General features: G+C 70.8%; 20 protein-coding genes and 1 pseudogene. 15 read left to right on the top strand and 6 right to left on the bottom strand.

Features of this window, described 5'->3' with window-relative positions; genetic code table 11:
• Positions 1-50: 50 nt before the first annotated feature.
• Positions 51-503, bottom strand: a pseudogene (locus tag OG407_RS24805) (aminotransferase class I/II-fold pyridoxal phosphate-dependent enzyme); the annotation flags it as partial.
• Between the two features lie 142 nt (positions 504-645).
• Between OG407_RS24805 and OG407_RS24800 the strand changes: the two are divergent.
• Complete coding sequence (locus OG407_RS24800) at positions 646-1,116, top strand: hypothetical protein (RefSeq protein ID WP_405861295.1); 471 nt, start codon at positions 646-648, stop codon at positions 1,114-1,116.
• Here the strand turns inward: OG407_RS24800 and OG407_RS24795 are convergent.
• From OG407_RS24795 to OG407_RS24780, 4 genes are all read right to left on the bottom strand, one after another.
• Positions 1,059-2,033, bottom strand: a complete 975-nt coding sequence (locus OG407_RS24795) for a hypothetical protein (RefSeq protein ID WP_405861293.1) — start codon at positions 2,031-2,033, stop codon at positions 1,059-1,061. The genes OG407_RS24800 and OG407_RS24795 overlap by 58 nt on opposite strands.
• Positions 2,034-2,660, bottom strand: a complete 627-nt coding sequence (locus tag OG407_RS24790; RefSeq protein ID WP_405861291.1) for a hypothetical protein — start codon at positions 2,658-2,660, stop codon at positions 2,034-2,036.
• Between the two features lie 36 nt (positions 2,661-2,696).
• A complete protein-coding gene (locus OG407_RS24785; protein WP_405861289.1) occupies positions 2,697-3,461 on the bottom strand; it encodes a response regulator in 765 nt (254 codons plus the stop codon).
• A 108-nt stretch (positions 3,462-3,569) separates the two neighbouring features.
• Positions 3,570-4,769: a pyridoxal phosphate-dependent aminotransferase gene (locus tag OG407_RS24780; protein WP_405861287.1), complete on the bottom strand. Its 1,200-nt coding sequence runs from the start codon at positions 4,767-4,769 to the stop codon at positions 3,570-3,572.
• Positions 4,770-4,898: 129 nt separating this feature from the next.
• Between OG407_RS24780 and OG407_RS24775 the strand changes: the two genes are divergently transcribed.
• The 11 genes from OG407_RS24775 (at position 4,899) to kynU (ending at position 15,724) form a co-directional block, all read left to right on the top strand.
• On the top strand, positions 4,899-5,210 hold the full coding sequence (locus OG407_RS24775) for a hypothetical protein (RefSeq protein WP_405861285.1): 312 nt from the start codon (positions 4,899-4,901) through the stop codon (positions 5,208-5,210).
• Positions 5,211-5,641: 431 nt separating this feature from the next.
• Complete coding sequence (locus tag OG407_RS24770; RefSeq protein WP_405861283.1) at positions 5,642-6,178, top strand: DUF2617 family protein; 537 nt, start codon at positions 5,642-5,644, stop codon at positions 6,176-6,178.
• Positions 6,179-6,303: 125 nt separating this feature from the next.
• Entirely contained in the window at positions 6,304-7,899 is a 1,596-nt protein-coding gene (locus OG407_RS24765) for a polyamine aminopropyltransferase (protein WP_405861281.1), read from the top strand.
• 145 nt (positions 7,900-8,044) lie between these two features.
• Positions 8,045-8,938, top strand: coding sequence for an SRPBCC domain-containing protein (locus OG407_RS24760; protein WP_405861279.1), 894 nt, complete (start codon positions 8,045-8,047; stop codon positions 8,936-8,938).
• 56 nt (positions 8,939-8,994) lie between these two features.
• Entirely contained in the window at positions 8,995-9,783 is a 789-nt protein-coding gene (locus OG407_RS24755; protein ID WP_405861277.1) for an aldose 1-epimerase, read from the top strand.
• Positions 9,784-9,793: 10 nt separating this feature from the next.
• Positions 9,794-10,342 carry an orotate phosphoribosyltransferase gene (gene pyrE, locus OG407_RS24750; protein ID WP_393751053.1) on the top strand — a complete coding sequence of 183 codons (549 nt, stop codon included), beginning with the start codon at positions 9,794-9,796 and terminating at the stop codon, positions 10,340-10,342.
• A 132-nt stretch (positions 10,343-10,474) separates the two neighbouring features.
• Complete coding sequence (gene fbaA / locus OG407_RS24745) at positions 10,475-11,506, top strand: class II fructose-bisphosphate aldolase (protein ID WP_405861275.1); 1,032 nt, start codon at positions 10,475-10,477, stop codon at positions 11,504-11,506.
• 64 nt (positions 11,507-11,570) lie between these two features.
• Entirely contained in the window at positions 11,571-13,037 is a 1,467-nt protein-coding gene (locus OG407_RS24740; RefSeq protein WP_405861273.1) for an MFS transporter, read from the top strand.
• A 64-nt stretch (positions 13,038-13,101) separates the two neighbouring features.
• Positions 13,102-13,515: a DUF3151 domain-containing protein gene (locus tag OG407_RS24735; protein WP_403595886.1), complete on the top strand. Its 414-nt coding sequence runs from the start codon at positions 13,102-13,104 to the stop codon at positions 13,513-13,515.
• A gap of 153 nt (positions 13,516-13,668) precedes the next feature.
• Positions 13,669-14,508: a tryptophan 2,3-dioxygenase family protein gene (locus OG407_RS24730; protein ID WP_405861271.1), complete on the top strand. Its 840-nt coding sequence runs from the start codon at positions 13,669-13,671 to the stop codon at positions 14,506-14,508.
• The gene (gene kynU / locus OG407_RS24725) at positions 14,501-15,724 is read left to right on the top strand and encodes a kynureninase (RefSeq protein WP_405861269.1); all 1,224 of its coding nucleotides are present in this window, start codon (positions 14,501-14,503) and stop codon (positions 15,722-15,724) included. Before OG407_RS24730 ends, kynU begins: the two co-directional genes overlap by 8 nt.
• A 15-nt stretch (positions 15,725-15,739) precedes the next feature.
• Here the strand turns inward: kynU and OG407_RS24720 are convergent, their stop codons facing one another.
• Positions 15,740-16,396 carry a TetR/AcrR family transcriptional regulator gene (locus OG407_RS24720; protein WP_405861267.1) on the bottom strand — a complete coding sequence of 219 codons (657 nt, stop codon included), beginning with the start codon at positions 16,394-16,396 and terminating at the stop codon, positions 15,740-15,742.
• A gap of 209 nt (positions 16,397-16,605) precedes the next feature.
• Between OG407_RS24720 and OG407_RS24715 the strand changes: the two genes are divergently transcribed.
• The 3 genes from OG407_RS24715 (at position 16,606) to OG407_RS24705 (ending at position 20,020) form a co-directional block, all read left to right on the top strand.
• Positions 16,606-17,523 carry an alpha/beta hydrolase gene (locus OG407_RS24715; RefSeq protein ID WP_405861265.1) on the top strand — a complete coding sequence of 306 codons (918 nt, stop codon included), beginning with the start codon at positions 16,606-16,608 and terminating at the stop codon, positions 17,521-17,523.
• A gap of 201 nt (positions 17,524-17,724) precedes the next feature.
• Positions 17,725-18,798, top strand: a complete 1,074-nt coding sequence (locus OG407_RS24710) for an alpha/beta hydrolase (protein ID WP_405861263.1) — start codon at positions 17,725-17,727, stop codon at positions 18,796-18,798.
• Positions 18,791-20,020 (top strand): acyltransferase, encoded by a 1,230-nt coding sequence (locus OG407_RS24705; protein ID WP_405861261.1) that lies wholly within the window; start codon positions 18,791-18,793, stop codon positions 20,018-20,020. The genes OG407_RS24710 and OG407_RS24705 overlap by 8 nt, the downstream gene beginning before the upstream one ends.

The raw sequence follows: 20,020 nt of genomic DNA, 5'->3' as shown, positions 1-20,020 counted from the left end.
TGGCCGTCGGCCGTCCACAGCCTGTGGACGGCCGACGGCCGTTGCGTCTCTCAGCCGTCCAGCTTCTTCCGCCGGTCCACCGCGTCCTCCAGCACACCCACCCGCTTGCAGAACGCGAACCGTACGAAGGGCGCGCCCTCCTCGCGGTGGTCGTAGAAGACCGCGTTCGGGATGGCGACGACGCCGGCGAGTTCCGGCAGGGCGCGGCAGAAGGCGAAGCCGTCACCGTTTCTGGACTACTCCGCGCCGAGGGGGCGGATGCCGGTAGTGATGAAGTAGGTGCAAGCCGGGCGGAAGACCTCGAAGCCCACCTCCGTCAGGCCCGTCGCCAGGACGTCCCGCTTGGCCAGCATGTCCGCGCGGAAGGCGTCGAAGTACGCGTCGGGGAGTGCGAGGGCCTCCGCCACCGCGTACTGGAACGGGCCCGAGGCCACGTACGTCAGGAACTGCTTCGCCGAGCGCACGGCCGTGACCAGCGGTGCCGCGGCGGTGACCCAGCCGACACCTCGTTCGTGCGCTCATTGTGGTGTCGGGCAACTGGCTCACCAGAGGTATCTCCAGGACCGTCGGTGAGCAGGCCGCTGTACGGGCTGGGTGAGCGCGCTGTCCGCCGTATCCAATGCCACACACGGGAAGGAGCCGTCCATGAGTGTCGACGCGATCGTGCACACCGAGTTCCCCAAGGGATACACGGTTCTGTTCGGGGCGGACGGAAAGATGCTCATGACTCCGCAGAGCCTTGAGCACTCCAGCACGATCAAGTCGATGCAGTACGACACGATCGTGTCCCTCGGGCGCCATGCGAAGACCGCCTCCGACGTCTACATCGACTTCCTGCCGACGAGAACTCCGCCCCCGACCTGGCGATCCTTCTCGAGGACGCCCGCAGAGAGGGCAAGCGCTACAGCGTTCGAGGACGTCCTGCGGATCTCCGAGGTCGTCTCGACATCCTCTGCGCGCAAGGACTACGACGACTGCACCGCGAAATACGGCCTCTACGGCATCCCCGTCTACCTGGTCGGTGAGGCGGTGGACTATTGGCAACATCCCCGCCATGCTCAGCCCCAGTCGGTCTCCGGCAGCATGTCGTCCGCGATGCCGAGGGGAACCGATTGAAGTCCGTGGGCGTCGTGGAGAGCTGATTGGAGCGCTGATCGGAAACGGTCGACGCCAAGCACCCTCGCGGCGATCAGGGACAAGGTCGTGATGTCCACGTCGCACACATCCACGGGTGCGGCACCGTTGAACCACAGCCGCTCGTTCGCCATCGCCAGGTCGACAGATGTGCCGTACCGCTGGGCCATCGCGCGAAGATGGCCGACGACGGAGTCCGTCGCATTCGGTCCTGGGCGGAGCAAGCTGGCGGCGATGTCCCAGTACGCGCGGATGGGGGTACCCAGCGCTCCGACGGGAAGCACACCACGTCGATGCGGGGACTCGGAGATCAGAAGCCGCAACTGCCGCTGGACGCGCAGCCGCCGTGTGTCTCCGTGCACACCTGGATCTCCTGCCATCACCGCGTTAGTGGCGAATTGGTCGGCTCCGAAATCCCGGACGACGCCGGTGGCGGCGACAAGAAGGTATGCCTGCTGCTGCGGGTGCGACAGAGGCTCCGGCGGAAGGTCGTCCCTTTCGTCCGGACTGTGCGGTTCCTGTCGGTCGGCCAGCGTCCCGACGCGCGAGGCCACCTCTGACACCCCCGGGACCTCCGCGGAGTAGGCGACCCGAAGGTACGTGCCGAATCCATGGCCGAGATCGTGCAGGATCTCACCGGCCGCCGAGAGCAGTCGCCTGGCCCGCGCGGTGTCGAACAACATGGCCCACTGGCCTGCGAGACGCAACGAGGTGGCCGTGTCCACTCTCGCTGCCCAGTCGGCAACTTCGGACACCGCGGTGCCGGCGTGGCGACCCTGTCCTGGCGCAGGACCGAAGTCACCGCGCGAGACTGTGGCCGCGTAGGACTCGAAGAAGTCGGCCGCGCGACGGGCCTGAGAGGGATCCATACGCAGCAGATCCAGCTCACGCTCGCCCACTCAGATCAGCTCCCGCACGTTGCTGAGTTTGTCCGGGGAGGTGAACCGGGGATTGGGATGGGTCCAAGCCTGCGAGAAGCTCAGTGCCGGGCGGTCCCAGACCCACTTTTCACAGCTGTGGATATGGTTGTCCGGAACGATGATCTTGGCGACAATCTCGCCTTCCGGCTGGTAAGCCGAGTACCGGCGGTAGGTGTTCAGGTCGCGCACCTCTTCGGCGACTCCCTCGATCTCGACCGCTGGCCGTGGGCCCACAAGCACCCAGCAGCGGAAGAGATACGCGGTCTCATGCCGGCCGAACTCGGTCGCGAACCAGAGAGCGGTCCGCCGGGCCGTATGCGCGAAGTTCGTCTTGGCGAAGGTGTCCCGCTCGATCGAACCCGCAGTCAGCGAGATGAACGGGGTCTGCTCGTGGAAAGCCTCTCCGGTGGCGGGATCAGGATCGGTGAAGTGGTTGACGTGCATGTCGATGTTGTCGTCGGTCAGCTTCACGCGTCTCTCGATCGGGGTGATGGTGTGTTTTTTCCGCCACCAGTTGCAGATGATCCCAGCACGGTCGTCAATTACCTTCTTCGCCTCCGTGTCACTCCCCAGGGACATTCCCTTGACGCACCACTGAACGATCACTGTTGCTCCGATCCTGGGCAGATTTATGCCGCTTGTTCAGCCGAGAACGATGCGCATGGCTGTCCGGAAGAGGACTTGGGCGCTGTTGGTGGATCCCTGAGCGCCTCGGTGTCGTGCCTCCGCCCGGAGCTCCTGCGAGTCCGCGCTCGCGTAGATCAAGAAGGGCGTAGAGTCGCCGCGCTCGCGCAGCTTCTCCAGAAGGACGTACCCTTCCGTCGGGCCCTCCTTGCGAGCCATGTCCGAGATGATGAGCGCGAAACTCTGCCGCTCGATTGCGGCGAGAGCCTCATCGGTCGAAAGCGCCAGCGAGATCTGCAGGCCTACGGCTTCGAAAGCGTGCCGCTCGTCGATATTGTTCCCGGGACTGTCGTCGACCCACAGGGCTTGCTTGCGTGCTGCTGCGATGTCTCGCGCCGGTACCGCGTCCTGGACGGACCTGACGATGCTTTGAATGTCCGGAGCCGCCGATGCCGTGTCCTCCCTCTTGACGGAGGCGAGTGTGAGTGACGCGGTGGCGGACATCAGTTCGACGTAGTTCTCCTCGCGCTTGAAATCGCCGGGCCCGAACAGTTTCGTACTGTGCGTGCTCACCAGCCAGGCGAAGACGCCCAGGACCAGGACTGGGAAGATCACCAGGAAATAGATGAGTGGAGTCTTCTCGGTTGCGGACAGCGAATCGGCGAACGTGGTGACCAGAGCCGCGAATCCATAGACCATCACGATGAACAAGGCGATGATGCCCAGTGGATTGCGGGACAGGCCCTGGGCGGCCTTGCTGAATTCTGCTAAGGAGCTTGTCAATTCGGTTTCCCCGGTACGAGCGGCGATATCCGCGAGGTAGTGGAAGGCGGTAGCCAGAGCGTAGCCGTCCGTAGTGGCGTACGTGCTCGCTTCTCGCTTTCCGGCACCTCAGAGCCCCCGGAGCCGCCCCGCCGCCTCCTCCAGCACGCCGGTCTTCTTGCAGAACGCGAACCGTACGAAGGGCGCGCCCTCCTCCCGGTGGTCGTAGAAGACCGCGTTCGGGATGGCGACGACACCGGCCAGTTCCGGCAGGGCGCGGCAGAAGGCGAAGCCGTCACCGTTCTTGGAGAGCTCGGGGCCGAGGGGGCGGATGTCGGTCGTGATGAAGTACGTGCCCGCCGGGCGGAAGACCTCGAAGCCCGCCTCCGTCAGGCCCGTCGCCAGGACGTCCCGCTTGGCCAGCATGTCCGCGCGGAAGGCGTCGAAGTACGAGTCGGGGAGCGCGAGGGCCTCCGCCACCGCGTACTGGAACGGGCCCGACGCCACGTACGTCAGGAACTGCTTCGCCGAGCGCACGGCCGTGACGAGGGCGGGGGTGCCCGTCACCCAGCCGACCTTCCACCCCGTGAACGAGAACGTCTTGCCCGCCGAACCGATCGACACCGTCCGCTCCCTCATTCCCGGGAAGGTGGCGAGCGGAACGTGCTCGGCCTCGTCGAACACCAGGTGCTCGTACACCTCGTCCGTGATCACCAACAGGTCGCGTTCTACGGCGAGTTCGGCGATGGCGGCGAGTTCCTCGCGGGTGAGGACGGTGCCGGTCGGGTTGTGCGGGGTGTTGATCAGGAGGAGGCGGGTGCGGTCGGTGACGGCGGCGCGCAGCTCGTCCAGGTCCAGGCGGAAGCGGCCTTCCGAGGGGCGCAGGGTGACCGGTACGCGGGTGCCGCCCGCCATCGCGATGCAGGCCGCGTAGGAGTCGTAGTACGGCTCGAAGGCGATGACCTCGTCGCCCGGTTCCACCAGGGCCAGCAGGGCCGCGGCGATTGCCTCCGTCGCGCCCGCCGTGACCAGGACCTCGGCGTCGGGGTCGTAGGAGAGGCCGTAGCGGCGCTGCTGGTGGGCGGTGATCGCGGTGCGGAGTTCGGGGACGCCGGGGCCCGGCGGGTACTGGTTGCCGCGTCCGTCGCGCAGCGCGCGGACCGCCGCCTCGCGGATCTCCTCGGGGCCGTCCGTGTCGGGGAAACCCTGGCCGAGGTTGATCGACCCGGTCTTCAGGGCCAGGGCGGACATCTCGGCGAAGATCGTCGTCCCGAACTCGGCGAGCCGGCGGTTGAGGAGGGGGCGTGCGGTGGAGGTCATGCCCGTCATCCTGCGCCCAAGCTCTGGAGTTCCTCAACTCTGCTTTGGCAGGTGAGACGGCCGGGCATCCCTGTGTCACGCACCACACGAGGCGCCCACGGGGGGCCGCTTCGGGGGAACTGGAAGGAGGGTGACGCCATGTTCTTCGGCATCATCCTGGCGGTTGTCGCAGTGGCGTTCGTAGGCGCGGTGGTCCGCGCCGGGCGCAAGGACAGGCTCAGCAAGGGATCGGGGCGTCGGGCCGGGCTCCACGGCGGCAGCGCCGCCGGTACGAGCAGCAGCTGGTGGGCGGGGGACGGGGGTTCGTCGTCCTCGGGCGGCCACTCCGGAGGGCACCACGGGGGCCACCACTCCTGCGGTGGCGGCGGGCACTCGTCCTGCGGGGGCGGCTCGTCGTGCGGCGGCGGGTCGTCCTGCGGGGGTGGGGGCGGCTGCGGCGGCGGCAACTGAGCCGGGCGCGGTGACCGGCCGGGCCGGACGCGGTGGCCCGGTGACCTGGTGAGCCGGGCGCGGTGACAGCCGGCACGGGGCAGCCGAGCACCGCCGACGGGGATGGCACGGGGGGTCGGGGCGCCCGTCGGGAGACCGCTCCCGGCGGGCGCTCCGGCGCGCGCCTGACACGCCTGGGCGTACGCCTTGGTTGAACAGTTGAGCTGTGCAGCCCCCTGAGGGATGGAAACCCCACGAAGTTGGGTAAAAACGCTGTGGTGGCGCCACCGCTCATGATTCCCTCTAACACACCAACGCAGCCCCAACGCAGCCCCTCGGGCGCCTGCGGACACCTTCTCCTGACTGGGCCGACCGGGCCGATGTCCCGGTGTCGGCCGGGGTGTGCCGGACCCCACACCTCCCCTTTCTTTGCGTGCTAGCGGAGCCGATCCATGCTCACGACCCTGAAGACCTCCTACACCGATACGCGCGCGGCCGACCTCGCCTGGACCCTGGGGCGCGAGCCGCTTCCCGCCCTGGCCACCCTCGATCTCGAACTGGCCGGTGCGAAGCTCCAGTTGAGACTGCTCGGCGCGTCCCACCAGGTACTCCTGGACGAGGAGCGGGGCTGTTGTTCGGAGACGGTCGCGTGCATCCCGGGTTCCAGCACACCGCTGCCGCTCGGGGTGGCCAAGCGTGTCGGCGACTGGGAGTACGAGTTCGCGGCCCGGGTCGAGGTGCTGTCCCCGGGGCAGTTCGCGGGCCGTGCCCAGGAACTGCTGGCCCTCGTCGCCGACCACCCCAACGGCCTCGCCGGGGTCTTCCCCGGCAGCCCGCACGCCTTCACCGCGATGCTCGCCCAGCGGCACGAGGGGCAGGTGCACTGGCGCACCTGGCACGCGTATCCGCAGGACGGGCAGCTGGTGGCGACGCGGACGCGGGTGGGGGTGCGGGTGCCGGTGGGGCATGCCGTGCCCTCCCCGGTGTGAGTTGTACGGCCGACACCGCCCCGGTCCACCGTCTCCTGCCGGCCGACACCGACCCCGGTCGCTGTAAACACATTCCACACGTGTGGGTGACGAAGCGTGCCCATCATGTGACGTAACGTCGCAGCGTGATCGAACCGCACGCGCCGGCCCGGCCGGGTACCCAGCCACCGTGGGCAGGCCCCGCGCGGCTGCCCGTACGGCCGGGCACGGGCCGGTTCCTGGTGCTCGCGGGCGTCTTCGTCTGCGCGGCCTGCGGACTCGTGTACGAACTCGAACTCGTCGCCCTCGCCTCGTACTTGATCGGCGACTCGGTCACCCAGGCGTCCGTCGTCCTCTCCGTGATGGTCTTCGCGATGGGCATCGGCTCGCTCGGCGCGAAACGGCTGCGCTGGCACGCGGCGGCCGGGTTCGGCGCGGTCGAGGCGGCCCTCGCGCTGATCGGCGGATGCAGCGCGATGGCGTTGTACGCGGTCTTCGCCTGGACCGGGAACTGGGGCGGGCTGTGGGCCCAGGGCCCGCGCTGTCTCCTGGTCGCCTTCTCGCTCGCGATCGGGCTGCTGATCGGCGCGGAGGTCCCGCTGCTGATGGAGCTGATCCAGCGGATCCGCCGCCAGGACGCGGGGGGCGCGGTCGCCGACCTGTTCGCGGCGGACTACGTGGGCGCGCTGGTGGGCGGCCTGGCGTTCCCCTTCCTCCTCCTGCCCTTCCTGGGCCAGCTGACCGGCACACTGCTCACCGGCACGGTCAACGTGGTCGCCGGCGGCTCCCTGGTCCTGGGCCTGTTCCGCCGCGACCTCTCCCGCCGGGGCCGCTGGCTCCTGGTCATCACCAACCTCACCGTCCTCGGCCTCCTCGCCTCCGCCGCCGTACTCGTCGACGACTTCGAACGGGCCGCGCGGCACGCGGTCTACGGCAAGGACGTCCGGGTCGCGCTCCAGACCGACGTCCAGGAGGTCGTCCTCACCGGCGGCGACCACGGCCGCCCCCTCGACCTCTTCCTCGACGGCCGCCTCAGGGTCAGCGGACGCGACGAGAACCGCTACCACGAGGCACTCGTCACCCCCGCGATGAACGGCCCCCACGCGCGCGTGCTCGTCCTCGGCGGCGGCGACGGCCTCGCGGCGCGGGAAGTGCTGCGCCACCGGGGCGTGCGCCGCGTCGACATCGTCGAACTCGACGCGGGCGTCGTCCGGTTGGCCCGCCACGACCGCGCCCTGTCCGCGTTGAACGACCACGTCTACGACGACCCGCGCGTCCACGTCACCACGGGCGACCCCTTCGACCGGCTGCGCGCGGTGCGCCAGGGGTCGTACGACGTGGTGATCGCGGACCTCCCGGACCCCGGCATCACCGCCAGCACGAAGCTGTACTCCCAGGAGTTCTACGGCCTCGCGCGCCGCGCCCTCACGGAGCGGGGGCGGCTGGTCGTGCACGCCGGTCCCGTCTCCTCCCGGCGCCATGTCTTCTGGACGGTGGTCTCGACGGTTCGCGCGGCCGGGCTCCACCCCGTCCCGTACCGGGTGGGGGGCCGCGCCTCGGGGTTCGCGGCGGGCCCGGACCGCACGACGGGCACGTCCCGGGCGCCGCGCGACTGGGGGTTCGTGCTGGCGACTCGGGGGGTGGCGCCTGTGGAGCCGGGGCTGGCGAGCGAGGAACGGGCGGCGGAGCGGACGCGGGTGCCGGGGCTGGCGGCTTCCACGTTGGTGCATCCGCGGTACTGAGGTCCTGTGTGCGGGAAGTCCTGTGTGCGGGAGGGTCGCCTGCTCTTCAGCGCGGGTCGGCATCATCCGACGCCCGCATCAACACGCCGGCACTTCCGGGCAACGGCAGGTGTACCCCCGGTCAACCTAGGTAGGCTCGGCAAGCATGGAGCATGAGGTGCACGTTCCGGTTACCCCCGAGCGACTGCGGGACGCACTCGCCGACCCCGCCCGGGTCGCCCGCGCCGTCCCCGGCTTCCAGCAGGACGCCGGTACCGAACCCGTCGCCGGACGCCTGAAGGTCCGCGTCGGCAGCCACTCCATCACCTACCGGGGTTCCGTGCGCGTCTCCGCGCAGGACGACGGTACGTACGCCGTGGAGGGCGACGCCACCGAGGCCCGCGGCACCGGTTCCGTGAAACTCGGGCTCACGTTGCGCGTCCGCGAGTCCGACGGCGGCTGCACCCTCGTCTTCGACGGTACGGCGACGGCGGACGGCCGGATCACCGAACTGGCGCCGGACGCGGTGCGAGCGGCGACGACCAGGCTGCTGGACCGGTTCGCGGAGAACCTGGGGGCGGAAGCGGATGGGGAGCCGGGCGGAGTGGCGGAGGCGGAGGCGGAGGAATCGGGTCCGGCCGAACTCGCCGACCCCACCGCCATGTTGGAGGCACTGGAGACCGAGGTCCCGGCTCCGACCAAGGGCCCACTCGCCGACGAGCCCGACGGAATCGATGACGACAACGACGACAACGACGACATCGATGACATCGACGAGCCCGTGGCCGGCATCGGCGGCCTGGACGAACCCGAACCGCACGTCTCCGAGACCTTCGCCGACACCCCCGTACCCCCCGCCGAAGCCGCGCACGCGCGCCGCACGATGATCGGCCGCAGCGCGGAGGAGGTCGACCACGCACCCCCGCGCGGCCGTTACGCCCCCGTCCCCGCCCCGCAGACCGTGTCGGCGAACGCCACCCTCCGCTGGGCGGCCCCGGCCGCGGCGGTGATCGTGGCCTCGGCGATCGTGGTCAACAGGGTGTTGCGCAAACGCCGTTGACGGTTCGCGGTTCGCCCTCTTGATCGGACCGTCGATCCGCCCAGTAGGGTCGTGCCGTGAGTAACGAAGAGATCACGCTGACCGCGGGTGACGCGGAAGTGACGGTACAGCCGGGCAACGGCGGCCGTATCGGAGGGCTCCGCGTCGGCGGCACCGAACTCCTGCGCCAGGGCGAGCGGTTCGGGTGCTTCCCGATGGTCCCCTGGTGCGGCCGGATCCGCGACGGCCGCTTCCTCGACGGCGGGACCCTCCGCCAGATGCCGCTCAACTCCCCGCCGCACGCCATCCACGGCACCGTCCGCGACGGCGCCTGGCGCACCGCCCGCAGGTCGGCCGACGAGGCGGTCATCACGTACGACCTGGTCGAGCCCTGGCCCCACCCGGGCCGCGTCACCCAGGTCGTCGCGCTGACCGGGGACGCCCTGACGCTCACGATGGCGGTGGAGGCGTACGACGACTCGTTCCCGGCGCAGATCGGCTGGCACCCGTGGTTCCACCGCAACCTCGGCGGCGAGGACGTGACCGTCGACTTCAGCCCCGCCTGGCAGGAGGAGCGCGGCGACGACCACCTCCCCACCGGCAAGCGCGTCGACCGTCAGCCGAGCCCCTGGGACGACTGCTTCGGCATGCCGGACGGCGTCGACGTCACGCTGACCTGGCCGGGGCAGCTGGAGCTGAAGGTGACGAGCCCGGAGGAATGGGTCGTCGTCTACGACGAGCAGGAGGCCGCCGTGTGCGTGGAACCGCAGACCGGCCCGCCGAACGGCCTGAACACCCTGCCCCGCCTGGTCACCCCGATCGAGCCGCTGGAAGCCACGATGACCTGGGCGTGGACCCGCCTCTAAGCTGGGCGGCATGACGGACGTACGCGGCGTGGTGCTGCAGCAGATCAAGGACAAGGCCGTGGTGCACGGCAAGGTGACCCTGTCGTCGGGGCTGGAGGCGGACTACTACATCGACCTCCGCCGCGTCACCCTCGACGGCGAGGCCGCCCCGCTCGTCGGGCAGGTGCTGCTGGACCTGACCGCGGACCTCGACTTCGACGCGGTCGGCGGCCTGACCATGGGCGCCGACCCGGTCGCCACGTCGATGCTGCACGCCGCCGCCGCGCGGGGCCGGAAGCTGGACGCCTTCGTCGTGCGCAAGGCCGCGAAGGCGCACGGCATGCAGCGTCAGGTGGAGGGCCCCGAGATCAAGGGCCGCCGGGTCCTGGTCGTCGAGGACACCTCCACCACCGGCGACTCCCCGCTCACCGCGGTCGAGGCCGTGCGCGCGGCCGGTGCGGAGGTCGTCGGCGTCGCGACGATCGTGGACCGGGCGACCGGTGCCGCCGAGAAGATCGAGCAGGGCGCCGGGGTGCCGTACCTCTTCGCCTACTCCAAGGACGAGCTGGGCCTGGACTGACCGCCCCCTCTTAGCATCCGGCCCCGTCTGGAAAGATGGGCACGACGATGACGTCGCACCCAAGGTCTAGGTCAGGGCCGTAGCACGCAGATCGCGAAGATCGCCAACCCGCACATACCAAGGAGCGGACAGATGCCCATCGCAACCCCCGAGGTCTACAACGAGATGCTCGACCGGGCGAAGGCAGGCAAGTTCGCCTACCCGGCCATCAATGTGACCTCGACCCAGACCCTGCACGCTGCGCTGCGCGGCTTCGCGGAGGCCGAGAGCGACGGCATCGTCCAGATCTCCACGGGTGGCGCCGAGTTCCTGGGCGGCCAGTACGCCAAGGAGATGGTCACGGGTTCCGTGGCCCTGGCCGAGTTCGCGCACATCGTCGCCGAGAAGTACCCGGTCACGGTCGCGCTGCACACCGACCACTGCCCCAAGGACAAGCTCGACGGCTACGTCCGTCCGCTGATCGCCGTCTCCGAGGAGCGCGTGAAGGCCGGCGGCAACCCGCTGTTCCAGTCGCACATGTGGGACGGCTCGGCGGAGACCCTCGCCGACAACCTCGCCATCGCGCAGGAGCTGCTGGCCCGCGCCGCCGCCGCGAAGATCATCCTTGAGGTGGAGATCACCCCGACCGGCGGCGAGGAGGACGGTGTCTCGCACGAGATCAACGACTCCCTCTACACCACGGTCGAGGACGCGATCCGTACGGTCGAGGCGCTCGGCCTCGGCGAGAAGGGCCGCTACCTGCTGGCCGCGTCCTTCGGCAACGTGCACGGCGTGTACAAGCCGGGCAACGTCGTGCTCCGCCCCGACCTGCTCAAGGAGCTGAACGAGGGCGTGGCCGCGAAGTACGGCCAGCCGGCCGGCAGCAAGCCGTTCAACTTCGTCTTCCACGGCGGCTCCGGCTCCACGCCGGAGGAGATCGCCACCGCGCTGGAGAACGGCGTCGTGAAGATGAACCTCGACACCGACACCCAGTACGCGTTCACGCGCCCGATCGCGGACCACATGTTCCGCAACTACGACGGTGTCCTGAAGGTCGACGGCGAGGTCGGCTCGAAGAAGACCTACGACCCGCGCACCTGGGGCAAGCTCGGCGAGGCATCGATGGCGGCGCGCGTCACCGAGGCGTGCGGGAACCTGCGCTCCACGGGCACGAAGATCAAGTAACCCGCTGCAGCACGAGCCCGGCGCCGTCTGTCTACGGCGCCGGGCTCGCTGTATACCTAGGGGCATGTCCGACGTCCGGCTCGCCTCGCCCCAGGGCAAGTGGATCCTGCTGACCACGGTCCTCGGTTCCAGCATGGCCATGGTGGACTCCACCGTCGTGAACGTCGCCCTGCCCCGCATCGGCCGCGATCTCGACGCCGACCTGGCCGCCCTCCAGTGGACGGTCAACGCGTACATGCTGACGCTGGCCGGCCTGATCCTCCTCGGCGGTTCGCTCGGCGACCGCTACGGCCGCCGCAGGATCTTCGTCCTGGGCGTGGTGTGGTTCGCGGCGGCGTCGCTGCTGTGCGGACTCGCCCCGAACGTGACCGTCCTGGTCGCCGCCCGCGCGCTCCAGGGCATCGGCGGCGCGCTCCTGACCCCCGGCTCCCTCGCCCTCATCCAGGCCTCCTTCCACCCCGACGACCGGGCCAGGGCGGTCGGCCTGTGGTCCGGTTTCGGCGGCATCGGCGCGGCGATCGGCCCGTTCCTGGGCGGCTGGCTGGTGGACGGCCCCGGCTGGCGCTGGGTGTTCCTGATCAACGTCCCCATGGCCCTGATCTGCGCCCCCATCGCCGTACGCCACGTCCCCGAGTCCGCGGACGGCCGCAAGCACGGCCGCTTCGACGTCCTCGGCGCGGCACTGGGCGCTGTGTCGCTCGCGCTCGTGACGTACGCCCTGATCGAGGCGCGCAACGGCTCGCTGGTGGTCGTACTGACCGCCGTAGCGGGTGTGGCGGCGGGCGTCGCCTTCGTCTACGTCGAGAAGCGCAGCGCCGACCCGATGATGCCGCCGGGCATATTCGCGTCGCGCCAGTTCACGGCGGTCAACCTCGTCACTTTCTGCGTCTACGCGGCCTTCGGTGGCTTCTTCTTCCTGACCGCGCTCCAACTCCAGGTAGTGGCGGGCTACTCGGCGCTCCAGGCCGGCACGGCGCTGCTCCCGACGACCGCCCTGATGCTCCTGTTCTCGGCCCGCTCGGGCGAACTGGCCCAGCGCATCGGCCCCCGCATCCCCCTCACGGTCGGCCCTCTGCTCTGCGCGACGGCGATGCTCCTGATGCTGCGGGTCGGCCCGGACGCCTCCTACCTCGTCGACGTGGTACCGGCCCTCCTGGTGATGGGCGCCGGCATGGTCACCCTGGTCGCCCCGCTCACGGCCACGGTGCTCGCCTCGGTGGACACCGCGCGGGCGGGCCTGGCCAGCGGCATCAACAACGCGGCGGCCCGCGCGGCCGGCCTCATCGCGGTAGCAGCCCTGCCCCTGCTGGCAGGCATGGGTCCGGACGCGTACCGCTCGGCCCCGGCCTTCGACCACGCCTTCGACCGGGCGATGCTGTGGTGCGCGGGGGTGCTGGTGGTGGGGTCGGTCCTGGCCTACGCGACCGTCCGCCGCCCGGCCCCGGACTGCCGTCGGCCGGAGTGCCTCACGCACGGGTGGGTGACGGCTCCGCCGTTGGAGCCGCGGGCGGGGAAGGGGCGTCTTGAGTAGCGGCTTGATGCCGTGCGGCACCGGGATGCCAGCCAATCGCCACCCCTGGGGGAGACTGGAACCCATGACGATTCACGAGAACCTCCTCGGGGGACCGCCCCCGACCCACCTCCCCGAAGACCCCGGGCCGCGCGACCTCCTCGCGAGCGGTGCGACGCCCGCCGATGTCGCCGCGAAGTACCCGACCTCCTCGCTGGCCTGGGCGCTGTTGGCCGATGACGCGTTCGAGCGCGGCAGTGTCGTGGAGTCGTACGCCTATGCCCGTACGGGCTACCACCGCGGGCTGGACTCGCTGCGGCGGAGTGGATGGAAGGGGCACGGACCCGTCCCCTGGGAGCACGAGCCGAACCGTGGGTTCCTGCGGGCCCTCCACGCCCTCGCCCGTGCGGCGCAGGCGATCGGGGAGCAGGAGGAGTACACGCGGTGCAGCCAGTTCCTGAAGGACTCCTCGCCCACGGCGGCCCAGACGCTCGGCTAGTCCGGGGACGTTGATGCAGGTCCGCCTGGTGTGACCAGGCGGACCTTGCGGTCGCGGGGGACGATTGGGGAGGATGCCCGGTGGGGACCGGGGCCACCGTGTCGAAAACGGCAGGGGCGGACCGCTACCCGGAGTACGCATCAGGAGACAGCGATGTCCCAACCGGCTCAGGAACCTCAGGAGCCCGAGGCCCCGCATCTCGACTTCCAGGGGACGACCCCCTACGAGGACTACGTCCAGGCCGACGTCCTCACCCACCTCCAGCACACCCGCTCCGACGACCCCGGCGAGATGGTCTTCCTGGTCACCACCCAGGTCATGGAGCTGTGGTTCACCGTCATCGTCCACGAGTGGGAGACCGCCGCGCGGGCCCTGCGCGAGGACCGGGTGCCGGTCGCGATCGACGCGCTGAAGCGTTCCGTACGGGAACTCGACGCGCTCAACGCCTCCTGGCGGCCCCTCGGCCAGCTCACCCCGGCCCAGTTCAACTCCTACCGTGCCGCCCTCGGCGAGGGCTCAGGCTTCCAGTCCGCGATGTACCGCCGCATGGAGTTCCTCCTCGGCGAGAAGTCCGCGTCCATGCTCGTCCCGCACCGCGGAGCGCCGCGTGTGCACGCGGAGTTGGAGAAGGCCCTGCACGAACCGAGCCTCTACGACGAGGTGTTGAGGCTTCTCGACCGGCGCGGGCACGCGGTCCCCGAGGCCGTACTGACGCGTGACGTGACGCTGCGGTACGAGCCGTCGGACGCGGTGGAGCAGGTGTGGACCTCCCTCTACTCCGGTGACGCCGACGACGAACTCGCCCGGCTCGGCGAGGCGTTGACCGATGTCGCCGAGCTGGTGTGGCGATGGCGCAACGACCATCTCGTCGCCACCCGGCGCGCGATGGGCGCGAAGACCGGGACCGGCGGCTCCGCGGGCGTGGCCTGGCTGGAGAAGCGCGCGCAGAAGAACGTGTTCCCCGAGCTGTGGACGGCGCGGTCCCATGTCTGAACTCGCTCTGAAGGCCGAGAAGTTGGACGCCGGTGACGAACTGGCCGGTGTGCGTTCGCGGTTCGTCCTTGATGGCGTTGTCTACCTCGACGGGAACTCGCTCGGCGCGCTGCCGGTCGGTGTTCCCGGGCGGGTCGAGGACGTCGTCCGGCGTCAGTGGGGCGAACTGCGTATCCGCTCCTGGGACGAGAGCGGGTGGTGGACCGCGCCCGAGCGGATCGGTGACCGGATCGCTCCGCTGGTCGGGGCGGCGGCCGGGCAGATCGTCGTCGGCGACTCCACAAGTGTCAATGTCTTCAAGGCACTTGTGGCGGCGGTGCGGATGACGGCCGGATCGGGGCGGGACGAGATCGTCGTCGACGCCACGACCTTTCCCACGGACGGGTACATCGCCGGGTCGGCGGCCCGGATGACCGGGTGCACGCTGCGGCCGGTGGCTCCCGCCGAGGTGCCGGGCGCGCTCGGCGACCGTACGGCGGCGGTGCTCCTCAACCACGTCGACTACCGCACCGGCCGGCTGCACGACCTGCCCGCGCTGACGGCCGCGGTGCACGCGGCGGGTGCCGTGGTCGTCTGGGACCTGTGCCACAGCGCGGGCGCGCTGCCGGTCGGGCTCGACGAGCACGGGGTCGACCTCGCGGTCGGCTGCACCTACAAGTACCTGAACGGCGGCCCGGGTTCACCCGCGTATCTGTATGTGCGGCGGGAGTTGCAGGGGCGCTTCGACTCCCCGCTTCCCGGCTGGAACTCGCACGCCGAGCCCTTCGGCATGCGCTCCGAGTACGAACCCGCCGCCGGTGCCCTGCGCGGTCGCGTGGGCACGCCGGACATCCTCTCCATGCTCGCCCTCGAAGCGGCCCTTGAGGTGTGGGACGGTGATGGCGATGGCGATGGCGATGGCGATGGCGACGGCGTCTCGATCGAGGCGGTGCGGGCCAAGTCCCTTGCCCTGACGGACTTCTTCCTGGAGTGCGTGGCGTCGTACGTCCCCGCCGGGCGGGTGGAGTCGGTGACTCCGGTGGCCCACGCGGAGCGCGGCAGCCAGGTCGCGCTGCGGTGTGCGGACGCCGGGGATGTGATGAAGCGGCTGATCGAACGGGGCGTGGTCGGCGACTTCCGGCACCCGGACGTGCTGCGGTTCGGATTCACGCCGTTGTACGTCGGGTTCGCGGACGTGGAGCGGGCGGCCCGGACGCTGGGAGACGTGATCCGCTAGAAGCTGTACCTCGATCTAACCGCCGTAGGGAACGCGAGCGGTTAGATCGCCGGAGAGGCTGATGACATACACCCCTGCCACGGCGGCGGCCTGCGCGGCGCGCGCGGCGCGCTCCGCGGCGGGGGCGTCCGGGGCGGTCCCGGTGGTCAGCAACTCGTAGTAGAGGGGCGCGGATACGGCCCGTACGACCTGAGAGGGATCGGTGCCGGCGGGCAACTCCCCGCGCGCCACGGCCTGTTCGACGCAGGGCGCCCACTCGGCGACCCGCACCTCGTAGAAGTGCCGCAGGGCCTCGGCCGTACGGATGTCGCAGGTCGCGGCGGCGATGACGGCGCGGAACAGGGCACCCTGTCGGGGATCGGCGAGGGTGCGCTGCACGAGCAGGGCGTTGGCGCGCAGGTCGCCGAGCAGGGAGCCCGTCTCCTCGCGCGGCAGCGACTGTTCGGCCATGTCGACGAGGAGGTCCGCGACCAGCGCGGTCACCGAACCCCAGCGCCGGTACACCGTGGTCTTGCCGACCTCCGCCCGCCGGGCGACGTCCGAGAGGTCGAGCCGGTCGACGCCCTGCTCGGCCAGCACGTCACCCGCGGCCCGCAGCACCGCCGTACGCACGCGTGCCGTGCGGCCACCGGGGCGCAGGGTGCCGGGTTCGGGGTCGGGTTCGGCAGACATGATGGGCTCCTGGGGGTGCTGATGAGGTGCCGTGACGGGCACGGCGTCAGCGTAACGAAACAGCAGAACCGTTTAACCCTCACCCAGCGTGACATCCGCGTGTCCGCGCACGTCACCGGCCTGATAGCGTCCCGCCAACGGCCGCAACCTTCCCCAGGTCCGCCACATCCGAACCGTCCAAATCCGTTTCGTCGCTGAGAGGTTGGAGCATGCCGGACGCCGCAGCCGCACGTGCCGCCGCAGAAGAGGAGTCGGCCTTCTCGCATCCCGCCGTCGACCCCGACAGCACCGCCGCGTACGGCGACCACCCCGACCAGGTGATCGACTTCTACGCCCCGCGCGGCGCACGCATGCCGGGCGAGGCTCCACCCCTGGTCGTAGTACTCCACGGGGGCGCGTGGCGCGCCCCGTACGACCGCCGGCACATCACCCCGTTCGCGGACTTCCTGGCGCGCCGGGGGTTCGCGGTGGCCAACGTCGAGTACCGGCGGGGGCCCGCGAGTCCTGCGGAGGGTGCCTCAATTCCGGCGCAGGGCAGTGCGATCGGCGCTACCGGAGGCCCGCTCGCTGGGCGCTGGCCGGACACCTTCGACGACGTCGCGGCGGCACTGGACGCGCTCCCCGCGCTCGTACGGGAGGCGCTGCCGCAGGCCGATCCGCGCCGCACGGTGATCACCGGGCACTCGGCGGGCGGCCACCTCGCCCTCTGGGCCGCGGCCCGGCACGTCCTCCCGAAGGACGCCCCCTGGCGCACCGACGCCCCCGCCGCGCTGCGCGGCGTCGTCGCCCTCGCCCCGATCGCCGACTTCACGGTCGCCGAGAAACTGGCGGTGTGCGGCGGAGCGGCCGCTCAACTCCTGGGCGGAGAAGCCAAGTTCGCCGAGCGCCTGCCGTACGCCGACCCGTCGCTCCTCCTCCCCACCGGCATCGCGACCACCCTGGTCCAGGGCCGCGCCGACATCGACGTCCCCCAGGCGGTCGCCGAGTCCTACGCGGACGCGGCGGCGAAGTCGGGCGAGGTCGTCGGCCTCACGCTGCTGGAGGACGTCGGCCACTTCCCGCTGATCGACCCGGCGGCGGACGCGTGCGCGGTGGTGGCGGAGGAGATCGCCCAGCTGGCGTGGTGAGCGACCGGCGAGTAGTGAGCGACCGGGGGAGTGGTGGGTGGCTGCCGGTTGTCGGTCGGCCGTCCCGGTCATACCCGTAATACCTGAGAGCTACGGCGCAGGTGAGCTCTCTGGCGTGACGCGGACGACGACCTCGGATCCGTAATTTTCCTTCCAGATGATCCAGCCCGACAACCGGGCGGACTGGGAGGGGAGACCGGGATGGGTACGGGGGCGGGGCTCGACACAGGGCTCGATACGGGGGCGGCGGCCGAGGCGGCAACTGCCGAGCCGGGTACGGAAGTTGCCGAGGGGCCCGTGCCGCGGGCGAACAGGCGTCGCCGTGCGGGCAGATGGCGTCGCGCCCTTCTCGCCGCGTTCGTCACCGGGGCCGTCGTGATCCCCCTCTCGGCCGCGGCGCGGCCCGAGATCCCCGCGCCCGCACCCGCCGCTCTCGCCCCGCTCACACCGGCCACGCTGGACGAGGCGTACGCGGCGAACCGGGCCAACGCCGGTGAGGCGTCCCGGATGGCCGCCGCCGACGGCGACGACCGTCGCGCCGCGGTGGACCGCGCGATGGCCGGCCCGGACCGGAACCTCCTCACCTTCGACGGTCGGGGCGAGGGCCAAGCGACGGAAGTCTTCGGCGACTTGGCGCACGCCGACCGCGTGGCCGTCCTGGTCCCGGGCTCCGACACCACGCTCGACACCTACGACCGCTTCCGCGCGACCGCGCTCAACCTGCACCGCCAACTGGCTCTGGAGGCCCCCAACTCCCGTACGGCGGTGGTGTCCTGGCTCGGCTACCGGACCCCGCGCACGGTGAGCACTACGGTCCTGACAGCGGGCAGAGCGGACCAAGCGGCCCCGCATCTGCGGGAGTTCATACGGCAGCTGCACGCCGTCACCGGCCGCGAGGCGCACATCACGCTGGTGTGCCACTCGTACGGCACGGTGGTCTGCGGCCGAGCTGCCCCCGGCCTGGCGGTGTCCGACATCGCGGTGATCGGCAGCCCCGGTACGGGAGTCGACTCCGCCGCCGACCTGCACACCCCGGCCCGCGTCTGGGCGGGACGCGGTGCCGACGACTGGGTCGGAGGCGTGCCGCACGTCAGCGAGGACCTGTTCGGCACGACCGTCGGCTTCGGCACCGACCCGGTGTCCCCGGCGTTCGGCGCCCATGTCTTCGCGGCCGGCGACGTCGGCCACAGCGACTACTTCACCCCGGGCACGGCCTCCCTGGCCAACCTCGCCCGGATCGTCCTGGGCGAGACCTCGGAGGTGACCCATGCGTGAGCGGACCCTGAGCAGTACGAGGACGAACGGGATCGGGATCGGGATACGGCAGGGCCTGCGCGGCGTACGGCACGCTGCCGCCCGCGTCGACACCACGACCCCGCCCGACCGGGACCGCGCCGTGGACGCCTTGCGCGCCCTCGCGATCCTCGGTGTCGTCCTGGGGCACTGGCTGGTGACGGCACTGGTCGCGGACGGCGGTACGTTGCACACGGCGAGCCCGTTGCAGCACATGCCGTGGCTGGCGCCCATCTCCTGGGTGTTCCAGACGCTGGCGGTGTTCTTCCTGGTGGGCGGCCATGTGGCGACCCGGGGTTACGCCTCCGCGCGGGCCCGGGGCACGACGTACGGGCAATGGCTGACCGCCCGGCTGGCCCGGCTGTTCAGGCCGGCGGCCGGGCTCCTCGCCCTGTGGACGGTGACGGCGATCGCGCTGCTCGTGTCCGGCGCGGACTTCGAGACGGTGCGCACCCTGGTCAAACTGGCGCTGTCGCCGATGTGGTTCCTGCTCGTGTTCGCGGGCCTGACGGCGGCCACGCCCCTGGTGACCCGGCTGAACCCGCTGTGGCCGCTGGCCGTCGTACTGCATGTGGACCTGATCCGTTTCGGACTCGGCGGCCCGTCCTGGCTCGGCTGGGTGAACGTGGCGGCGTGCTGGCTGGTGCCGTACACCCTGGGCGCGGCCTGGACCCGGGGCGAGTTGGACCGTGCCCGCGCGGGCTGGGTCCTGCTGGCGGGCGGTACGGCGGCGACCGCGGCGCTCGTCCTCCGGGCGGGTTACCCGGCGTCGATGGTCGGCGTCCCCGGCACCACGATCTCCAACCTCGACCCGCCGACCCTGGCCGCCGTCACCTTCGGCCTGGCTCAGTGCGGCCTCGCCCTGCTCCTCCGCGACCGCCTGCGCCGCACGATGCACCGCCCGCTCGCCTGGTCGGCGGTGGCCCTGGTCAACCTCTCCGCGATGACGATCTTCCTCTGGCACCAGACGGCCCTGATGGCCACCACGGCCACGACCCTCCCCGCGGGCCACCTGCCCGGCCTGCACACGCGCCCCGACGACCTGATGTGGGTCGCGGCCCGAGTCGCCTGGCTCCCGGTGTTCGCCCTGGCCCTGACGGTCTGCTGGACGGCGTTCCGGACGTACGAGCAGGACCCGCGCCCGAACCCGGTCAGGACCGGTTTCCGTACCCGCCTCCGGGCGAAGTCCCCACATCGTGCCTAG

Source organism: Streptomyces sp. NBC_01515 (assembly GCF_045040345.1).
Lineage (GTDB): Bacteria > Actinomycetota > Actinomycetes > Streptomycetales > Streptomycetaceae > Streptomyces.
Note: the sequence above shows the minus strand (reverse complement) of the source record. Positions and strands in the feature narration are given on the sequence as shown.

Coding starts and splice junctions, on each gene's coding strand:
- OG407_RS24800 (WP_405861295.1), top strand. CDS start 646: ATGAGTGTCGACGCGATCGTGCACACCGAGTTCCCCAAGGGATACACG.
- OG407_RS24780 (WP_405861287.1), bottom strand. CDS start 4,769: ATGACGGGCATGACCTCCACCGCACGCCCCCTCCTCAACCGCCGGCTC.
- OG407_RS24775 (WP_405861285.1), top strand. CDS start 4,899: ATGTTCTTCGGCATCATCCTGGCGGTTGTCGCAGTGGCGTTCGTAGGC.
- OG407_RS24770 (WP_405861283.1), top strand. CDS start 5,642: ATGCTCACGACCCTGAAGACCTCCTACACCGATACGCGCGCGGCCGAC.
- OG407_RS24760 (WP_405861279.1), top strand. CDS start 8,045: ATGGAGCATGAGGTGCACGTTCCGGTTACCCCCGAGCGACTGCGGGAC.
- pyrE (WP_393751053.1), top strand. CDS start 9,794: ATGACGGACGTACGCGGCGTGGTGCTGCAGCAGATCAAGGACAAGGCC.
- fbaA (WP_405861275.1), top strand. CDS start 10,475: ATGCCCATCGCAACCCCCGAGGTCTACAACGAGATGCTCGACCGGGCG.
- OG407_RS24740 (WP_405861273.1), top strand. CDS start 11,571: ATGTCCGACGTCCGGCTCGCCTCGCCCCAGGGCAAGTGGATCCTGCTG.
- OG407_RS24735 (WP_403595886.1), top strand. CDS start 13,102: ATGACGATTCACGAGAACCTCCTCGGGGGACCGCCCCCGACCCACCTC.
- OG407_RS24730 (WP_405861271.1), top strand. CDS start 13,669: ATGTCCCAACCGGCTCAGGAACCTCAGGAGCCCGAGGCCCCGCATCTC.
- kynU (WP_405861269.1), top strand. CDS start 14,501: ATGTCTGAACTCGCTCTGAAGGCCGAGAAGTTGGACGCCGGTGACGAA.
- OG407_RS24720 (WP_405861267.1), bottom strand. CDS start 16,396: ATGTCTGCCGAACCCGACCCCGAACCCGGCACCCTGCGCCCCGGTGGC.
- OG407_RS24715 (WP_405861265.1), top strand. CDS start 16,606: ATGCCGGACGCCGCAGCCGCACGTGCCGCCGCAGAAGAGGAGTCGGCC.
- OG407_RS24710 (WP_405861263.1), top strand. CDS start 17,725: ATGGGTACGGGGGCGGGGCTCGACACAGGGCTCGATACGGGGGCGGCG.
- OG407_RS24705 (WP_405861261.1), top strand. CDS start 18,791: ATGCGTGAGCGGACCCTGAGCAGTACGAGGACGAACGGGATCGGGATC.